Raw genomic sequence first — 18,087 nt, 5'->3', positions numbered from 1 at the left:
CGACGGGATCAGTCCAGCTCGAAGGCGTTCTTGTAATCGAGCTTCAGCGCCGGGTCCTGCTCTTCCTTCCGAAGGAAGCAATTACCCACCACCAGGACCTCGATTTCACTGCCCATGAAGCAGCGGAAGGCATCTTCCGGCGTGCACACGATGGGCTCGCCCCGCACGTTGAAGCTGGTATTGACCACCACGCCGCACCCCGTGCGGGCCTTGAACGCCGAGATCAGGGCGTGGTAGCGCGGATTGGTGTCGGCGTGGATGGTCTGTACGCGGGCGGAATAATCCACATGGGTCACCGCCGGAAGGCTTGAACGCGGCACGTTCAGCTTGTCGATGCCGAACAGCCTCTGCTCGTCCTCGGTCATGGCGCGGCGGTGCTTTTCGGAGACGGGCGCCACCAGCAGCATATAGGGAGAATCGCCGTCCAGGTCGAACCATTCGGCCACATCTTCGCGCAGCACGCTGGGCGCGAAGGGGCGGAAGCTTTCCCGGTACTTGACCTTGAGGTTCAGCGTCTTCTGCATGGAAGGCGAACGGGGATCGCCCAGGATAGAGCGGCCACCTAGGGCCCGGGGGCCGAATTCCATGCGGCCCTGCATCCAGCCCACCGCCTTCTCGTCGGCCAGGGCCGTGGCCGTGGCCTCGATCACCTGATCCTCGCCCATCACCTCGAATTTGGCCCCGGCTTTCGTCAACCGCGCCTCGATATCAGACTGCTCGAAGAGAGGGCCGAGATAGGAGCCCTTCATGGCATCCTTGCCGGGCGTCACGCTGCGCGGCTGGCCCTTGTGGATGTGGTAGCCGGCCAGGGCGGCACCCAGGGCGCCGCCGGCATCGCCGGCCGCCGGCTGAATCCAGATGTTCTCGAAGATGCCTTCGCGCAGGATCTTGCCGTTGGCGACGCAGTTGAGCGCCACGCCGCCGGCCAGGCACAGGTTCTTGGCCCCGGTCTCCTTTTTGATGCCGTGGCACAGCTTGGACACGATGATCTCGGTGACCTCCTGGATGGAGGCGGCGATGTCCATGTGGAACTGGGTCAGCGGCTCCCTGTCGGCCTTGCGCACGGGTTGGCCGAACAGCGCCGAGAAACGCCCGTTGGTCATGGTCAGCCCGGTGCAATAGTCGAAATACGACTGGTCCAGGCGGAACGAGCCGTCCTCCTTGAGATCCACCAGATGGTCGAGGATCAGCCTGGTGTATTTCGGCTCGCCATAGGGCGCCAGGCCCATCAGCTTGTACTCGCCGGAATTGACCTTGAAGCCGGTATAGTAGGTGAAGGCGGAATAGAGCAGCCCCAGGGAATGGGGGAAGTGCAGTTCCTTGTGGATCTCCAGCCGGTTGCCCGAACCCATGGCCAGCGAGGTGGTGGTCCACTCCCCCACGCCGTCCATGGTCAGCACGGCGGCGTCCTCGAAGGGGGAGGGAAAGAAGGCGCTGGCCGCGTGACTGAGATGATGCTCGGCGAACAGCAGCTTGTTCATCCAGTCGAAATCGGGCGCAAAACGCTTGAACTCGCGCGCCAGCAAATCCTTCTGGAACAGCTTTTCCTTCAGCCACACCGGAATGGCGGTCTTGAACGAGGTGAACCCCTTGGGAGCAAAGGCCACATAGGTTTCCAGCAGCCGTTCGAACTTGAGGAACGGCTTGTCGTAGAACACCACGTGATCCAGGTCGTTCAGGCCGATCCCGGCTTCCGCCAGGCAATAGGCGATGGCGTTCTCGGGGAAGGCGGCGTCGTGCTTTTTGCGGGTGAAGCGCTCTTCCTGGGCGCAGGCGACGATACGCCCATCCTCGATCAGGGCGGCGGCGCTGTCGTGATACAGGGCGGACAGACCGAGAATGCGCAAGGGCCGGAACCTTTAGAACAGGGTGTAGATGAAGGGTGCCACCGCCGAACCCTGGCTCAGCACGATCAGGCCGCCGAACACCACCATCATGATCAGGATAGGCAAAAGCCAGAATTTCTTGCGCTCGCGCAAAAACTGCCAAAGCTCGATGAGGAAACTCACGGGCAATCTCCTAGAACTGGCGGCGCATGCTGTCGGGCGCCGGGCCAGGCGGGGTGCGGTTGATCCAATAGCTGGCGGCCTTGTCATCGCGGGCCAGGCGCAGCGGGTCCTTGCCCAAGGCCCTCATAATCAGGGCGGTCGGCGTCACCGTCAGGAAGAACAACAGCCCCATGACCAGCGGTGTCACCACATGATGCAGCGCCACGCCCACCAGGAACCACAGCCTGTTGAGCGGCTTCAGCGCCTGGGGATAGACAAAGGCCACCACGAGGAAGGCGGCGGCAATGGCACCGGCCCACAGCCGGGGCCCGCCGCCATCCTTCAGCGGAAACAGCGCGACGATGGCGAAAACGACGGCAAAAACCAGCCCGAAAGACCGGTCCGAACCCATCTCGACTTTGCGGGCATGGGATCCGCCGTCGATGGCACCCTGTGACTTGCTCATGCTGCTGGGTCAGGCCTGATTGCTGAAATCTGGCGGACTTCTACCACAGCCGGCCCCAAGCTGGCAAACCGTCAAGCCGGGGCCGCCATGGCCTCGACCTGGTCACAGAGCGCATGGCCGATCAGGATGTGCATCTCCTGGATACGGGCGGTGACCATGGACGGCACGATCAACAGCGGATCGGCCAGCCCCACCATCTTGCCGCCGTCGCGGCCAGCGAGGCCCGCCGCCACCAGCCCCATGTCGCGGGCCACCGCCAGGGCGGTGAGCACGTTCGGGCTGTTGCCCGAGGTGGTGATGCCGATGGCCACGTCGCCGGGCCGGCCCAGGGCCTCGACCTGACGCGAGAAGATCTCCTCGTAGGAGAAGTCGTTGGAGCAGGCCGTGAGAATCGAGGTGTCGGTGGTCAGAGCCACGGCGGCGATAGCCTTGCGGTTGACCCGGTAACGCACCACCAGCTCGGCGGCCAAATGCTGGGCATCGGCGGCGGACCCGCCATTGCCGAAGAACAGGATCTTGCCACCGGCGGCCAGGGAATCGATGCAGGCCTGGACCAGATGCTGGAAGGGCTCGCGCACCGCCGCTCCGGTGACCGCCAGGGTCTCGGCGTGCTCGGCGATCTGCTGGTCGAGAAAAGCGGCAAATTTCATGGGACAATCCTCATCCAGGAATGAATTTCCTTACGGCGCCGTAACACCCGATTCCGTCAGGGTGCGCAGCTGCCGGTTGGCGACCATGATCATGGATAGATCGATATGGGACGCGGCCTTCAGTTCAGCCAGCAGCGTCTCGGCCCGTTCCACCGCCGCCCGGTTGGCCTCCAGCCAGACCTGCACCGCCTCGTCGGGCGCCAGGCCGGGATAGGACGCCGCCACCGCACTGGTGATGTCGCGCTGATGGCCGTAGAGATCCTCGATGGCGGCCGCCGCCGCCAGCTTCAGCCAGTGGCCGCGACCGGACAGTTTCTCGGCGGAAGCGCGCAGCCAGCCCAGCGAGAAGCGGGCGCCCACCGCGAAATAGAGGCGTCCCGCCGCCTCGATGGTGAGAGCCTGACGGGTGGCGATGCGCAGGATGTCGGCAGCCGAGGCCAGGACGATCAGATTGCCCACCCGCTGCGCCAAGTCGTGGGGCACACCTTGTCCGACGAAATGCTCGATGCGGGCCAGCACCGCCGCCGCCGCATCCGGGGGCAGGATGCCCGGCACCGCGCCTTCCAGGGCTTTGACGCCGGGCGACAGTTCGGCGATGCCGGCCCCCAGCGCGAAGGGCGACGGCATGGAACGCAGCACCCACATGGTGGCGCGCTCCACCAGCCGGTTGGCCTCCAGCTGCATGGCGGTCTGGGCCACGGCGGCGACCTTGCCGTCCAGCTCCTCGATGGCCCGCCACACCTCGCGCATGCGGAAGGCATCGCGGGCCACGATATAGGCCCTGGCCACCTGGGCGGGGGGATGGCCGGTGGTCTCCATCAGTTCCGAGACGAAGGCGCCGCCCACCCTGTTGACGATGGAATTGGTCACCACCGTGGCGATGATCTCGCGCCGCAGCCGGTGGCGCTGGATATCGTGACCGAAACGATCCCGTAGCTGCGTCGGAAAGTAGTTGGTAAGGTCGATGGCCATGAAGGGGTCATCGGGCAGTTCCGAGGCCAGGATATGGTCGTACAGCCAGATCTTGCCATAGGCCAGCAGCACCGCCAGTTCGGGGCGGGTGAAGCCCTGCTTGCGGGCCGCCCGGTCGGTCAGCGCTTCGTCGGTGGGCAGGAATTCAATACCCCGGTCCAGCCGTCCGCTCTTTTCCAGCAGGCGCATGAAGCGGGCCTCGGCATCCAGCAGCTCAGGCCCCTGGGCCTGCAGCATGGTCAGGGCCTGGGTCTGCAGGTAATTGTCGCGCAGCACCAGGGCGCCCACCTCCTCGGTCATTTCGGCCAGCAGCTTGTCGCGCTGCTTTGGCGTCAGGTCGCCCGCCGCCACCAGGTCGTTGACCAGGATCTTGATGTTGACCTCGTGGTCCGAGCAATCCACCCCGGCGGAATTGTCGATGGCGTCGGTGTCGATGCGCCCGCCTTCGCCGCCCGCCCCGCTCATGGCGTATTCGATGCGGCCCAGCTGGGTGAAGCCCAGATTGGCGCCCTCGCCCACCACTTTGGCTCCGATCTCGGCGCCGTTGATGCGCAAGGAATCGTTGGCGCGGTCGCCGGCCTCGGCGTTGCTTTCGCTGGACGCCTTCACATAGGTGCCGATACCGCCGAAGAACAGCAGGTCCACCGGCGCCTTCAGCAGAACGCGGATCAGCTCTGTGGGGGTCAGGCTATCCGCTTCGATACCGAAACGGGCCTTGACTTGCCGGCTGATGGCAATGGTCTTGGCGGTGCGCGGCCAGATGCCGCCGCCTTCCGAGATCAGCGAGACGTCGTAATCGGGCCAGGCCTTGACGGCGTTGAACAGCCTTTCGCGCTCGGCGAAGGTCTTCTCCCGGTCGGGCTCGGGGTCGAGGAAGATGTGGGCGTGGTTGAAGGCGGCCACCAGCCCGGCATGGCGCGACCGCAGCAGACCGTTGCCGAACACGTCGCCCGACATGTCGCCCACCCCGATCACCGTGAAATCCTCGCTCCGCGTATCGACGCCCATCTCGCGGAAATGGCGCTCGACCGCCACCCAGGCACCCTTGGCGGTGATGCCCATCTTCTTGTGGTCGTAGCCCTGGGACCCGCCCGAGGCGAAGGCGTCGCCCAGCCAATGGCCGTAATCCAGCGAGACGGAATTGGCGATGTCGGAGAAGGTGGCGGTGCCCTTGTCGGCGGCCACCACCAGATAGGGGTCGTCGCCGTCTTTGCGCAACACATCCGGGGGCGGCCTGACCCCTTCCGGCGTCAGATTGTCGGTAAGGTCCAGCAGACCGCGCATCAGGGTCTTGTAGCACTCGATGCCCTCGGCCAGATACGCCTCGCGCCCACCTGTCGCAGGCGGTCGCTTGACCACGAAGCCGCCCTTGGCGCCTACCGGCACGATCACCGCGTTCTTGACCATCTGGGCCTTCATCAGGCCGAGAATCTCGGTGCGGAAATCCTCGCGCCGGTCGGACCAGCGGATGCCGCCGCGCGCCACCTTGCCGCCGCGCAGGTGGATGGCCTCGACCCGGGGGGAATAGACGAACACCTCGACCAGGGGCCGGGGCGCCGGCAACTCGTCCACCGCCCTGGAATCCAGCTTGAAGGACAGATAGGCCTTGGGCCTGCCGTCGGCGCCGGCCTGGAAGTAGTTCGTTCTCAAGGTGGAACGGATCAGGTTGAGGAAGCGCCGCAGGATGCGGTCGTCGTCGGCGCTGACCACCTTGTCCAGCCCGGCCAGCAGCACCGCCTCGGCATCGCCCGCGTCGCCGGACTGCCCCTTGGGGTCGAAGACGGCGAGGAACAGCCGGACCAGCCCGGCCGCCATGTCGGCATTGCCGCCCAGCGCCTGCTCGATATAGGCCTGGCTGTAGGTGATGCCGGTCTGGCGCAGATACTTGGTGCAGGCGCGCAGCACCATGATCTCGCGCCATGACAGGCCGGCCGACAGCACCAGCCGGTTGAAGCCGTCGCTTTCGGAATCGCCCCGCCACACCGCCGCCAGGGCATCGTGGAACAGCTCGCGCCGTTCGGCCACGTCGAGCGCCGAGCCGTCGGCGCTTTCCACCTCGAAATCGTGAATCCACACGGTCACGCCGCCGGATTCGGGAATGATCTCGTGGGGGACCTCGGCGATGACCACCAGCCCCATGGCTTCGAGCATGGGCAGCACGCCGGACAGCGGCACCGGATTGCCCGAGCGGTAGAGCTTCAGCCTGCCCTGGCGCGGCTCGGCCTCCACCGGGCGGTAGAGATTGAGGACGATGTCGCCGCCCGCCGCCGCCTGGATGCGCCCCACGTCGGCCACCGCCGCCAGGGCGCCGTGGCTTTCGCGGTAGGAGGCGGGGAATCCCTTGCCCCAGCGGCGCGACAGGGCCAGCCCGCTGGCCTCGCCATGGGTCTGGATCAGGGCGTCGCCCAGATGCTCGTGCCAGGTGCGCGCCGCGTCGGCGATGCGGGCCTCCAGCGCCGAGGCGTCGATGCGGGGCAGATGGCCGGGGCTGGTGCGGATGATGAAATGCAGCCGGGCCAGGGGCAGGTCGGCCACCTGGGTGTAGAAGGCGTCCAGGGTGCCGCCCACCGCCTCTTCCAGCATGGCGGTGATGGCCAGGCGCAGCGGCGTGTCGTAGCGGTCGCGCGGCACGAACACCAGGCAGGAGACGAAGCGCTCGAACTCGTCGTTCCGGAGGAACACCGCCACGCGCTGGCGGTCCTGCAGGTGCAGGATGCCGATGCTGGTCTCGAACAGGGCGTCCTCGGACACCTGGAACAGCTCGTCCCTGGGATAGGTCTCCAGGATGTTGGTCAGGGCCTTGGCGTCGTGGCCGGACCGGTTGAAACCGGCGCGGGCCTCGACCCGGGCGATCTTGCGCCTGAGCAGGGGAATCTGCGCCGGGCGGTCGTTATAGGCGGCCGAGGTGAACAGGCCGAGGAAGGCGTGCAGCCCGACCACCCGGCCCTTGGAATCGAACTGCTTCAGCCCGATGATATCCATGCGCACCGGCCGGTGGATCACCGCGTGGCGGGCCGATTTGGTGACCATCAGCGGCTCGGGCCGCTGGACGAAGGCCCTGAGCTCGGCCGGCATGTCGGCCAGGGTCATGGTGTCGTCGAATACGTGGGCCTGCGCGTCGGACAGGATGCCCAGGCCGCTGGCCGGGTCGGCGGCGACCCCCTTGGCGAGGTCGAAGCGGCGGTAGCCCAGGAAGGTGAAGTGGTTGTCGGCCAGCCATTCCAGGAAGGCCAGCCCCTCCTGCTTCTCCTCGGCGGGCACCTTGGCCGCCGCGCCCTCGAACTCGGCGATTCCGGTCCACAGGGTGTCCAGCATCCGCCGCCAGTCGGCGACGGCGAAGCGCACCTGGCCCAGCACCTCGGCCAGCGAGGCGGCCAGCTGGGCCTGGATATCGGCCGGTTGGCGGTCGATCTCCACATGCATCACCGATTCCTGCAGCGTGCCGCCGCCGTTGTCCGCCACGCCGGCCAGCATCCCCGATTGCTCGCGGTCCACCCGCACCACGGGATGAACCAGCAGATGCACCTTGATGCCGTGCCGGGCCAGTTCCATGGCCACCGAATCCACCAGGAACGGCATGTCGTCGTTGACGATCTCCACCACCGAATGGCTGGACACCCAGCCGTGGCGGTCGAGATCGGGATCGAACACCCGGATGGACGGCGCGCCCGGCTTGCGCTCGCGCATGAAGGCGAACAGGCCGAGCGCGGCGCCGTAGACCAGCTCCGGGTCGGCCTCGGCCAGATCGGCCAGGGGAACGCCGGCCACATAGGCGCGGATCAGGCGTTCGGCGCCGGCCTTGGCCAAGGGTTCGGACAACTCGGCGATGCGCCGATCCAGATAAGCGGAGATTTCCATGGCCCACCCCCCTTGATCCGGCAATGTCTGTGCATGCCTTATCCCAGGAAGAATGGGGGCGATCTCCACTTTGTACAAGACGGAGATATCGTCGAATAGTATCAGGACTCAGCGGATTATTGCGCCAGTACCGGCGCCAGGCGGGGGGCCAGCCACTGGGCGATGCGGCGATTGCCCGCCGGCGTGGTGTGGACCCAGTCGTAGAAGTCGCCGTCCTCGAAGGCCAGGTCGCGGCCCAGGTCGAGACAGACCGCCCCCGCCTCGGCGCAGGCCGCCATGGCGCGGCGGTTGAAGGCGGTCTGCATGGCCCACGAGCCGAAATTCACGGAATCCGGGGCCATCCCCCGCCCCAGGGGCTGGCCGGCCGCGCCCACCCGGTAGTCGGAGCGGCTCTGGGTGACGATGATCGCCTGGGCTCCGGCGGCCCGGATGCGGGCGATCAAAGCGGTGACCCGCTGACCGTAGGCCTCGACCAAGGCGGCATCCGCCGCCTGCGCCGGATCGGGCGGCCGGCCCGCCACCCACGGGCCGCGCGCCACCTCGGTCCCGCCATGCACCACATGGGCCTTGCGGGCCTTCAGCGTCCCCTGGATGGTGGTCGCCACCTGCACCAGGGCCGAATGGTTGGCGACGTAGCGCCCGGCCCGGCGCCAGACGGAGGGCGACGCCATGTCGTCCCATTGCTGCTGGCCCTGCAGGTGGGCGTCGTTGACCCCGATATAGGCCAGGACGAAACGGGGCTTCAGGCCGGGAATCTGCGACAGCCAGCGGTCGAAGGCCCGCAGATGGCCGAGCGTCGACTGGCCGTCGATACCGGCATTGACCACCACCCGGCCGCCCAGATCCTGGGACAGGTAATCCTGCCAGGTCTGGCCGTCGCCGATGAAGCGCTGGTCGGTGGTCGAGCCGCCGATGGTCAGGACGTCGATGGCGCCGGGGTCCTCGTAGACACCCCGCAGACCCCAGCGGTCGCGGCTGTAGACAGCGTCCTTGGGTCCGCCGTACAGGCCGCTGACGTCGAAGATCCGGCGGACGTCGCGGGGAATGTTCATGGTTCCCCAGCCGGGGCCGAACAGCCAGCTGCCGAACGCCAGTTCGGCGATCACCAGGCCGGCCAGGAGAATCCCCAGGTTGACGGCGATCAGGCGCCCGAGGGAGGTGCGGCCGGCCATCAGCGCCTCGCCGCCGCCCGGGCGATCATCATCAGGGCGCGCGAGGCGATCTCGGCGGCCGGCATGCCGGTGGTCTTGCAATCCACCTCGGCCTCGGTCAGCAGGTCCAACGCCTTGCCCAGCCGGTCGGCGGGCCAGCGCGACAGCTGGCGCCTGAAGCGCTCGGCGGCCTTGAAGATCACCGGCGGCTTCAGGGCGGCCATGGCCTGATCGGTGGACTTGCCCTGGGCCATCAATCCGGCGGCCAGATGCAGGCGCTGGAAGTGCCGGGCCACCGAGCGCAGCATGCCCACCGGCTGGCCGCCCTCGCGCAGCAGGCGGTCCAGCACCCGCTGCGCCCCGGCATGGTCGCCCTCGGCGGTGGCCAGGGCCAGATCGTCCAGCCCCAAGGCGGCGGTGTCGCCGATGCAGGCGACGGCATCCTCGAGGCCCACCCGCCCCGGCCCGCCCATGTAAAGGGCCAGTTTGCCCAGCTCGGCGCGGGTCAGGCGGCGGTCGCCGCCCAGATGTTCGGTCAGATAGGCCATGGCGTCCGGTTCGGCCATCAGCCCGGCGGCCTTCAGCTCCTCCTGGATCACCCCGGCCAGCGAGCCGCCCTCGTCGCCGTAGCAGGCCAGGGCGGCGGCATTGTCGGCACCCTCGAACAGCTTGCGCAAGCTGGAGCGCGGCCCCAGTTCGCCGCCTTCGATCACCACCAGGGCGTCGCCCATGGGCCGCGCCAGGAACGAGGACGCCGCGCCGCTCTGGCCGTCGCCGGCGTCACGCAGCACCACCACCCGCCGTCCGCCGCCCAGCGCCATGGAAGCGGCCTCGTCGGCCAGACGGGAGGGAACCTCCTTCAGGGCGGCCGGCGTCAGCTCGGCCACCCGGAAGGGATCGGCGGCATCGGGCACCACGGAGCGGATCAGCCGCTGCACCCGTTCGCGCACCAGCCCCAGATCGGGACCGAACACCAGGACGGCGCGGACGGACGGGTCCGGCGCCTTGAGAAACGCCTCGGCCCGCGACCCGCTCAGCTTCACCGCCGGCCCTCGCCGCCTTCGCCGCCGAACAGGGAACGGCGGCGGTAGCGCTCGTCGTTGGGATTGGCCTGGTAGCGCTGAAGCGCTACCGCGATGCGGTTGCGGATATCGTCGGCCAGCTGGTTGAGGGCCCGTTCCTGGGCGTCGCGCTCGGTGGCGACGCTGGCGTAGCGCGGTCCCAGATGGTCGAAATAGACGGTGGTGGTGACCGTCTCCCCCAGGATCGTCGCATTATCGCCGCTCAGCTGGATCTGGGCGGACATGCTCAGGTTGGCGACGGTGGCGTAGGTATCCTTGCGGAACCCGAGATTGCTGACGCCTTCGCTCAGCACGACCTTCAGGCTGTAGGCATAGTCGGCGGCCTCGCCCCGCGGTGACAGGCGCTGCAGCAGGCCGTTGCGCAATTGCTGGCCGATCCGGTCCTTGATCGGCTCGATACGGATGGCGGCCAGATTGGCGTCGATGCCCGACGCGGCGCCGGACGGCGCGCCGTACATGGGCTTGAAGCCGCAGCCCGCCGGGCCCAGCGCCAGAACAGCGAAGAGAAGAAGCGCTCTAGACCACCACATTGACGATCCGATTGGGCACGACCACGACCTTGCGCGCGGGTTTTCCCGACATTGCCGAAATCACCGGGGGTTGCGCAAGCGCCGTCTGCTCCGCCAGGGCGGCATCGGCGTCCTTGGGCAGTTCGATGGTAGCGCGCAGCTTGCCGTTGACCTGGACGGCCACGGTGACGCTGTCCTCGACCAGCAAAGCGGGATCGGCCACCGGCCAGGCGGCCTCGGCCAGCAGGCCCGACCCGCCCAGGGCCAGCCACATCTCCTCGGCCAGATGGGGCATCATCGGCCCGACCAGCCGGGCGGTGGCCTCCAGTCCCTCGCGCAGCACCCAGGCGGCCCCGGCATCGCCGGCTGGCAATTCGCCCAGGCCGTTGGTCATCTCGCGGATGCGGGCCACCGCCTTGTTGAAGTGGAAGCGCTCGAGATCCTCGCCCACCTGGGCGATGGTCTTGTGCAGCAGGCGGCGGATCTTGACGGTCTCGGGCGACAGCTCGGGCATGGGCGTGCCGGCGGGCGGCAGCTCGGCGACGGCGACCATGCGCCACAGCCGGTTGACGTAGCGCCAGGCCCCGTCGATGCCGGCCTCGGTCCAGTCCAGGTCGCGCTCGGGCGGAGAATCCGACAGCATGAACAGCCGCGCGGTGTCGGCGCCGTAGCCGTCGATGATGCCGGCGGGATCGACCACGTTCTTCTTGGACTTGCTCATCTTCTCGGAGCGGCCGCCGGCGACCGGGGCGCCCGTCTCGGCGTGCACCAGCGTGCCGTCGGGACCGGGAACCACCTCGGTGGGGAACAGCCAGGCGCCGTCCTCGGATTTGTAGGTCTCGTGGCAGATCATGCCCTGGGTCAACAGGCCGGCGAAGGGCTCCTTGACGTTCAGGTAGCCGCAATCCTTGAGCGCCCGGGTGAAGAAACGGGAATACAGCAGGTGCAGCACCGCGTGCTCGATGCCGCCGATATATTGATCGACGCTCATCCAGTAATCCGCCGCCGCCCGGTCGAAGGCCACGTCGGACCGGTCGGGCGAGGTGTAGCGGGCGAAGTACCAGCTGGATTCGAAGAAGGTGTCGAAGGTGTCGGTCTCGCGCCGGGCCGGCTTGCCGCAGCACGGGCAGTCCACGTGCTTCCAGGTGGGATGGTGGTCGAGCGGGTTGCCCGGCCTGTCGAAGCCGACATCCTCGGGCAGCACCACCGGCAGCTGCTCGGCCGGCACCGGCACGGTGCCGCAGGACTCGCAGTGAATCACCGGGATGGGACAGCCCCAATAGCGCTGGCGCGACACGCCCCAGTCGCGCAGGCGGTAGTTGATGGTGCGCTCGCCGCGGCCCATCTCCTCGATGCGGCGGATGGCCTCGGCCTTGGCCTCGTCCACCGCCAGCCCGTCGAGGAATTTCGAATTGACCGCCTTGCCGTCGCCGGCATAGGCCTCGCCCTTGGCGATGGCGGCCAGCACCGCCTCTTTGTCGGAAGCGGGCTCCACCACCTGGGTCCAGCCCAGGCCGTACTTGTTGGCGAAGTCGAGGTCGCGCTGGTCATGGGCCGGGCAGCCGAAGATGGCGCCCGAGCCGTAATCCATCAGCACGAAATTGGCCACGTAGATGGGCAGCGTCCAGGTGGGATCGAAGGGATGCACGGCCTTGAGACCGGTATCGAAGCCCTTCTTCTCGGCGGTCTCGATGGCCGCTTCCGAGGTGCCCATGCGGTTGCATTCGGCCACGAACCCGGCCAGGGCCGGATTGGCGGCCGCCAGCTCGCCGGCCAGGGGATGGTTGGCGGCGATGGCGACGAACTTGGCGCCGAACAGGGTGTCGGGGCGGGTGGTGAAGACCTCCAGCTTATCCGCCCGTCCCGCCAGGTCGAACATCAGCCGGGCGCCCTCGGAGCGGCCGATCCAGTTCTCCTGCATCAGGCGCACCCGCTCGGGCCAGCGCTCCAGCGTCGCCAGACTGTCGAGCAGGTCCTGGGCGTAATGGGTGATCTTGAGGAACCACTGGGAGAGCAGGCGCTTCTCCACCAGGGCGCCGGAACGCCAGCCGCGGCCGTCGATCACCTGTTCGTTGGCCAGCACGGTGTTTTCCACCGGGTCCCAATTGACCCAGGATTCCTTGCGGTAGACCAGCCCGGCCTTGAGGAAGTCCAGGAACATCTTCTGTTCGTGGCGGTAGTATTCGGGCTCGCAGGTGGCCACCTCGCGCCGCCAGTCATAGGACAGGCCCATGGACTTCAGCTGCTCGCGCATGGCGGCGATATTCTCGCGCGTCCACTTGGCGGGATGGACGTTGTTGGAGATGGCGGCGTTCTCGGCGGGCAGGCCGAAGGCGTCCCAACCCATGGGGTGCAGGACGTTGAAGCCCCTGGCCCGCTTGTAGCGCGCCACCACGTCGCCCAGGGTGTAGTTGCGCACATGGCCCATATGGATGCGCCCCGACGGATAGGGGAACATCTCCAGCACGTAATATTTGGGCTTGCCCGGCGCGATCTCGGCCTCGAAGCAGCGCTTCTCTTCCCAGGCCTTCTGCCAGCGGGCTTCGGTTTCCTTGACGTTGTAGCGGTCGCCGCTGATGCCTTCCGGGCGCGACATGGGTCTGTCCATTGCTGCTGGTGGGATGTCTCGGTTGCCGCCGGGCGGCATCGCCGCCCGGGAACCGGCTCTATTCGGTCGAAACGACCCGGAGCTGGCGCGCCCGGGTCAGGATCGAGTTTTCCAGGTCGACGACCATCTTGGGATCGACGCGCACATCGACCCAGTTGCCGGTGCCATCGCGGACCTGCTTGAACAGCGAGACCTTGACGCCGTCGGCGCGCAGCGTCCGGTCGAGGATGAAGACGTTGACCTTGTAGCGCTCGCTGGGCGTCTCGGGCAGCTGGTACCAATCGGTGATGATGGTGCCGCCGAAGGCGTCGGCCGTGGTGATCGGCATGAAGGAAACGGTATCGAGCGACGCCCGCCACAGGAAGGCGTTGACGCCGATGCCCACCCCTTCGTTATCCGACTTGCTCTTGCCGAACAGGCCTTCCGGCCCGAAGATGGTCTCGCGCTTCTCGTTGGACATGCGCGGGGCGGCGTCGCCCTTCTCCTTGGTCGGGTAGACCGCCTGACCCTGATCGCAGGCTGCCAGCACCAGGGCCGCGCCGACCAGCACCAGGGCGCCCAGGCCCTTCACCGACATTTTCCCGCCCACCGAAATCTTCCTCGTCATCACCGTCTTCACCCCGCCGCACCGATGCGCGGCCTGTTGGCACGCGAAAATCCTCCGACGGCAGGCTCCCGCCGTCGCGACAGGCAAGAATGCTACGAGAGGCGCCCACCCTGCAAGCGGTAACGCCGGATGCTCCCGGACACCCCCCTGTGTTGCATCGATGCCACAGTGCGGAGTTTTCGATACAGACACCGCCCCGCCTTGCTTGACTGTCGCCGCCGGCCATGGCGTGATGTCGACCGTTCGTTCATTCATTTGGATAGCGGGTGCGGCCATTGGGGGTCGTCGTCGCAAGGCCAAAGAAGAGGAGATACCATGAAGAAGATTCTTTTCGCCAGCACCGCGCTGGTCGCCGCCGGCATGATGAGCGCCGGCGCCGCTTCCGCCGCTGAGAAGATCAAGCTGGACATCAGCGGCTACTCCAAGTGGTGGGTTGTCGGTGTGTGGCAGGACGACTCCTTCCAGGAGCAGGCCGGCCTGGCCGCCGCCAGCTATCGCTCGAACGCCGACGTCAAGGGCGACAACGAGATCCACTTCAAGGGCAGCACCGCCCTGGACAACGGCCTGAAGGTCGGCGTCGTGATCACCATGGAAGCCGGCGGCCACTCCGATGGCGTCACCGACGGCATCGACAACGCCTATTCGTGGATCGAAGGCGGCTTCGGTAAGGTCCTGGCCGGCATGCACGCCAACGGCACCTCGCTGCTGCACGTCCAGGCTCCTGACGCCGCTGCCAACTTCACCAAAGGCGGCATGATGCTGGGCAACTTCTCGGTTTCCCGTCCGGGCACCGTGATGGGCATGAACCAGCGCGTCGGCTACACCTCGTCGTCCAACACCACCAACATCATCAGCGACGACAAGGCCGAGAAGCTCACCTACGTGGCTCCGTCCTTCTATGGTCTGACCCTGGGCGCCTCGTACGTCCCGAACGTCGCCCGCAACGCGACCGGCACCTCCCTCGGCGGCCACTCCCGTGGCACCGGCAACGACCGTCTGCAGGCCTGGGGCGGCGGCGCCCTCTACGCCAACACCTTCGGCCCGGTGGGCGTGAAGGCTTCGGCCGGCTACGTCTGGGTCGATCTGAAGGCCGTTGCCAACAAGGCCGAGAACGCCTTCACGCAGCAGTCCTACGGCGCTCAGCTGTCCTATGCCGGCTTCACCCTGGGTGGCTCGTTCCAGCGCGCCTCGGATGACCGTCGCAACGGCGGCAACACCGCCGCGGCTCTGAGCGGCACCTCGCAGATCGGCACCATCAAGGGTGCCCAGGCTGCCGGCGTCGACGTCGACTTCGGCGGCTATGCCTACGACGTGGGTCTGCAGTACGCTTCCGGCCCGTACGCCGTGTCCTTCGCCTACTTCCACTCGTCGGTGATCGGCCTGTCGAACACCACCCTGCGTAACGGCAAGGACGACACCATCGACGCCTACCAGGCTTCGGGCAAGTACAACCTCGGCCCGGGCGTGGACGTCCTGGCTTCGGTCGGCTACATCGAGTACCGCGACCAGCGCGACGGCATCGCCGGTGCCACCGCCGCTGTGAACAGCCAGTATTCCAACTCCGGTTGGGCTGCCATGACCGGTCTGTCGCTGGCCTTCTAATAGGCCGTCGACATCTCGACATGGGGAGGGCGGCTTCGGCCGCCCTCTTTCTTTTTGTGAGTCCCTCATGACCGCCCCCAGTTTCGAACAGGCCGTGCTCCATATGAGCCAGGGCCGGCCGGCCGAGGCCGCCCGGACCGCCGAGACGCTGCTGCGGACCGAGCCGGGAAATTCCCGGCTGTGGCATCTGCTGGGTTGCGCCCGTTTGCAGCTGGGCCGGCCCGACGAGGCGGCGCGGGATATCCGCCGCGCCATCGGCCTCGACGCCTCCAACCCCGCCGCCCATGCCAATCTGGCCCGCGCTCTGCTGGCCCTGGGCCGCGCCGCCGACCGGGACGAGGCGGAACGCTCGCTGCGCCATGCCATCGCCGCGGGGCCGGCCGATCTGTCCTTCCGCCTGACCCTGGCCGAGTTGCTGCAGGCCGCCCGCCGCTATCCCGAGGCGGTGGCCGAGCTGGGCCTGGCCCTGGGCCTGGCCCCCGGCCATCCCGACATCGCCGCCACCCTGGCCTCGGCCCTGCATCTGGCCGGCCGGGCCGACGAGGCGCTGGACCTGTGCCACCAGGTGCTGGCCGCAATCCCCGGCCATGTGGGCGCCTGGATCAATCGCGGCAACGCCCATCTGCTGAAGGGCGAGGTTGCCGCCGCCCGCGCCGCCCTCGACCGGGCGGTGGAGCTGGCCCCCGGCAACAAGCAGGCCCGCTTCAACCGGGGCTTCGCCGCCCTGCGCCAGGAGGATTACGCCATCGGCTGGGCCGATTACGAATCCCGGCACGACCGCCCCTTCGCCCGACTGCCCGACCGGCTGGACGGCAGCGTCATCCTGATCGACCAGGATCAATACGCTGGCGATACGTTCCAGTATATCCGCTTTGTCCTGCCCTTGCTGGAGCGGGGCGCCCGCGTCGTTCTGTCGCTGCCGGCCCGGCTGAACGCCATGCTGCGCGTCTGTTTCCCCACCCATCCCCGCCTGGATTACCACGCCATGGGCACGCCGGAGCCCGATCACGACCACAAGGTCGGTATCGCCAGCCTGCCGCTGCTGCTGTGGCCGAGTGAACCGTTCGGGGCCGGCCGCGTCCCCTATCTCCACGCCCCCGGCGACGCGGTGGAGGCATGGCGCCGCCGCATCCGCCGCCCTGGGCGGCTGGCGGTGGCCATCAACTGGCAGGGCAACCCGGATTATGATCTGGATCACTTCCGCTCGGTGCCGCTGTCCCATCTGGCGCCGCTGGCGGAAGTCGCCGACCGGGTGGATTTCTTCAGCGTCCACGGCGGCGGGCCGGTGGGCCAGGCGCCTTTCCCCCTCACCCCGCTGCCCGGGGATTGCGACGCGGCCGGCGCGTTTCTCGGCACTGCCGCCCTGATGCGGGCCTGCGACCTGGTGGTGTCGTCGGATACCTCGACCGCTCATCTGGCCGGGGCGCTGGGCTGTCCCCTGTGGCTGATGGCCTCGGCCTACCCGGAATGGCGCTGGCTCGACGGGCGGAGCGATTCCCCCTGGTATCCCACGGCACGCCTGTTCCGCCAGCCCGCCATCGGTGACTGGCGCCCGGTGGCGGCCGCCATCGCCCAGGCCCTCAGGATTTTGTAAGGGAGCCGATCGCCGCCATCCCCGCCGCCGCGCCGCGGGGCAGACGGCGCAGACGGCGGCGGCTCATGCCGCCCAGGGCGATCACCGGCAGGCCGGCGCGGCGCACCCACAAGCCGAAGCGCAGCGGCCCGATGGTCGCCGCGCCCGGATGGCTTCGGGTGGGAAACACCGGCGACAGCAGAGCGGCATCGGCGTCCAGAATCCTCGCCCGCGCCAGTGCCGCCATACCGTGGCAGGCCACCAGCAGCAGGCGCCGCCGCCGCCGCACCCAGCCCAATGCCCCGGCCAGCAGGCCATGACGGGCCAGTCCCTCCGGCAGATGCAGCCCGTCCGCCCCCAGCCGTGCCGCCAGCCGCCAGTCTCCCGCCACCACCAGGACAAGCCGCCGCCGCCGGGCCAGCCGGGCCACATCGCGCGCCAGACCGGCCCGCCGCTCACCGGCATAATGACGCAGGATCACCCCCGCCCCCGGCGGCAGGCGCGCCATGGCGGCCAGGGGATCGGGCAGGCGGATGTCGTCGGTCACCAGCAGCAGGCGGGGGGGCTTGTTGAGTCGGGGGCGGCGGTTTGCTACGGTCATGGCCGCATTCTAACGGAGAAATCCCCGCCTTGTCCGCCGTCGCCGCCGGCCTTGCCGCCGTCCACTCCCGCATCGAGGCCGCCGCCCGCGGCCGTCCCGTCACCCTGGTGGCGGTCAGCAAGACCCATCCGGCCGAGGCGGTGCGCGAAGCCCTGGCCGCCGGCCATCGTGTGTTCGGCGAAAACCGGGTGCAGGAGGCCAAAGGCAAGTTCCCTGGCCTTAAGACGGAGTTTCCCGGCCTGGAACTTCACCTGATCGGCCCGCTGCAGAGCAACAAGGTGCGCGACGCCGTCGCCCTGTTCGACATGATCGAGACCATCGACCGGCCCAAGCTGGCCCGCGCCGTCGCCGACGAGATGGAGCGCAGCGGCCGGCGGCCCCGCGTCCTCATCCAGGTCAATACCGGGCGCGAACCGCAGA

The 18,087-nt window shown here is 68.0% G+C and carries 14 protein-coding genes; 3 read left to right on the top strand and 11 right to left on the bottom strand.

Translation table 11 applies throughout. The features are described from left to right. Positions 1-8: 8 nt before the first annotated feature. The 10 genes from H261_RS07650 to H261_RS07610 form a co-directional block, all read right to left on the bottom strand. Positions 9-1,847 carry a carbamoyltransferase family protein gene (locus tag H261_RS07650; RefSeq protein ID WP_008616126.1) on the bottom strand — a complete coding sequence of 613 codons (1,839 nt, stop codon included), beginning with the start codon at positions 1,845-1,847 and terminating at the stop codon, positions 9-11. Positions 1,848-1,859: 12 nt separating this feature from the next. Continuing rightward, complete coding sequence (locus H261_RS25755) at positions 1,860-2,009, bottom strand: DUF5989 family protein (RefSeq protein ID WP_008616124.1); 150 nt, start codon at positions 2,007-2,009, stop codon at positions 1,860-1,862. Between the two features lie 10 nt (positions 2,010-2,019). Beyond that, the gene (locus H261_RS07645; protein WP_008616116.1) at positions 2,020-2,454 is read right to left on the bottom strand and encodes an SxtJ family membrane protein; all 435 of its coding nucleotides are present in this window, start codon (positions 2,452-2,454) and stop codon (positions 2,020-2,022) included. Between the two features lie 71 nt (positions 2,455-2,525). Then, entirely contained in the window at positions 2,526-3,104 is a 579-nt protein-coding gene (gmhA, locus tag H261_RS07640) for a D-sedoheptulose 7-phosphate isomerase (RefSeq protein WP_008616115.1), read from the bottom strand. Between the two features lie 30 nt (positions 3,105-3,134). Next, entirely contained in the window at positions 3,135-7,934 is a 4,800-nt protein-coding gene (locus H261_RS07635; RefSeq protein WP_008616106.1) for an NAD-glutamate dehydrogenase, read from the bottom strand. Positions 7,935-8,050: 116 nt separating this feature from the next. Then, a complete protein-coding gene (locus H261_RS07630; RefSeq protein ID WP_008616104.1) occupies positions 8,051-9,106 on the bottom strand; it encodes an SGNH/GDSL hydrolase family protein in 1,056 nt (351 codons plus the stop codon). Then, positions 9,106-10,128 carry a DNA polymerase III subunit delta gene (gene holA, locus H261_RS07625; protein WP_008616102.1) on the bottom strand — a complete coding sequence of 341 codons (1,023 nt, stop codon included), beginning with the start codon at positions 10,126-10,128 and terminating at the stop codon, positions 9,106-9,108. Before holA ends, H261_RS07630 begins: the two co-directional genes overlap by 1 nt. Further along, positions 10,125-10,697, bottom strand: coding sequence for an LPS assembly lipoprotein LptE (lptE, locus tag H261_RS07620; RefSeq protein WP_040475955.1), 573 nt, complete (start codon positions 10,695-10,697; stop codon positions 10,125-10,127). The genes holA and lptE overlap by 4 nt, the downstream gene beginning before the upstream one ends. After that, positions 10,684-13,272 carry a leucine--tRNA ligase gene (gene leuS / locus H261_RS07615; protein ID WP_008616100.1) on the bottom strand — a complete coding sequence of 863 codons (2,589 nt, stop codon included), beginning with the start codon at positions 13,270-13,272 and terminating at the stop codon, positions 10,684-10,686. The genes lptE and leuS overlap by 14 nt, the downstream gene beginning before the upstream one ends. Positions 13,273-13,342: 70 nt before the next feature. Beyond that, complete coding sequence (locus H261_RS07610) at positions 13,343-13,861, bottom strand: DUF3576 domain-containing protein (RefSeq protein ID WP_008616099.1); 519 nt, start codon at positions 13,859-13,861, stop codon at positions 13,343-13,345. A gap of 345 nt (positions 13,862-14,206) precedes the next feature. On the opposite strand from H261_RS07610, the gene H261_RS07605 reads away from it, so the two are divergent. Then, on the top strand, positions 14,207-15,493 hold the full coding sequence (locus tag H261_RS07605; RefSeq protein ID WP_008616098.1) for a porin: 1,287 nt from the start codon (positions 14,207-14,209) through the stop codon (positions 15,491-15,493). A 67-nt stretch (positions 15,494-15,560) separates the two neighbouring features. After that, entirely contained in the window at positions 15,561-17,087 is a 1,527-nt protein-coding gene (locus tag H261_RS07600) for a tetratricopeptide repeat protein (protein WP_008616097.1), read from the top strand. Here the strand turns inward: H261_RS07600 and H261_RS07595 are convergent. Continuing rightward, the gene (locus H261_RS07595; RefSeq protein ID WP_008616096.1) at positions 17,074-17,667 is read right to left on the bottom strand and encodes a thiamine phosphate synthase; all 594 of its coding nucleotides are present in this window, start codon (positions 17,665-17,667) and stop codon (positions 17,074-17,076) included. The genes H261_RS07600 and H261_RS07595 overlap by 14 nt on opposite strands. A 29-nt stretch (positions 17,668-17,696) precedes the next feature. Between H261_RS07595 and H261_RS07590 the strand changes: the two genes are divergently transcribed. After that, positions 17,697-18,087 (top strand): YggS family pyridoxal phosphate enzyme (locus H261_RS07590; RefSeq protein WP_008616095.1); only part of this gene is annotated, 391 nt, incomplete at its 3' end.

It is taken from the genome of Paramagnetospirillum caucaseum (assembly GCF_000342045.1).
GTDB classification, from domain to species: domain Bacteria; phylum Pseudomonadota; class Alphaproteobacteria; order Rhodospirillales; family Magnetospirillaceae; genus Phaeospirillum; species Phaeospirillum caucaseum.
This window is presented reverse-complemented; position numbering and strand designations above follow the sequence as displayed.

Excerpts from the sequence above, each read along its gene's own strand:
- H261_RS07645 (WP_008616116.1), bottom strand. The coding sequence starts at position 2,454 with ATGAGCAAGTCACAGGGTGCCATCGACGGCGGATCCCATGCCCGCAAA.
- gmhA (WP_008616115.1), bottom strand. The coding sequence starts at position 3,104 with ATGAAATTTGCCGCTTTTCTCGACCAGCAGATCGCCGAGCACGCCGAG.
- H261_RS07635 (WP_008616106.1), bottom strand. The coding sequence starts at position 7,934 with ATGGAAATCTCCGCTTATCTGGATCGGCGCATCGCCGAGTTGTCCGAA.
- H261_RS07630 (WP_008616104.1), bottom strand. The coding sequence starts at position 9,106 with ATGGCCGGCCGCACCTCCCTCGGGCGCCTGATCGCCGTCAACCTGGGG.
- lptE (WP_040475955.1), bottom strand. The coding sequence starts at position 10,697 with ATGTGGTGGTCTAGAGCGCTTCTTCTCTTCGCTGTTCTGGCGCTGGGC.
- leuS (WP_008616100.1), bottom strand. The coding sequence starts at position 13,272 with ATGTCGCGCCCGGAAGGCATCAGCGGCGACCGCTACAACGTCAAGGAA.
- H261_RS07610 (WP_008616099.1), bottom strand. The coding sequence starts at position 13,861 with ATGTCGGTGAAGGGCCTGGGCGCCCTGGTGCTGGTCGGCGCGGCCCTG.
- H261_RS07605 (WP_008616098.1), top strand. The coding sequence starts at position 14,207 with ATGAAGAAGATTCTTTTCGCCAGCACCGCGCTGGTCGCCGCCGGCATG.
- H261_RS07600 (WP_008616097.1), top strand. The coding sequence starts at position 15,561 with ATGACCGCCCCCAGTTTCGAACAGGCCGTGCTCCATATGAGCCAGGGC.
- H261_RS07595 (WP_008616096.1), bottom strand. The coding sequence starts at position 17,667 with ATGACCGTAGCAAACCGCCGCCCCCGACTCAACAAGCCCCCCCGCCTG.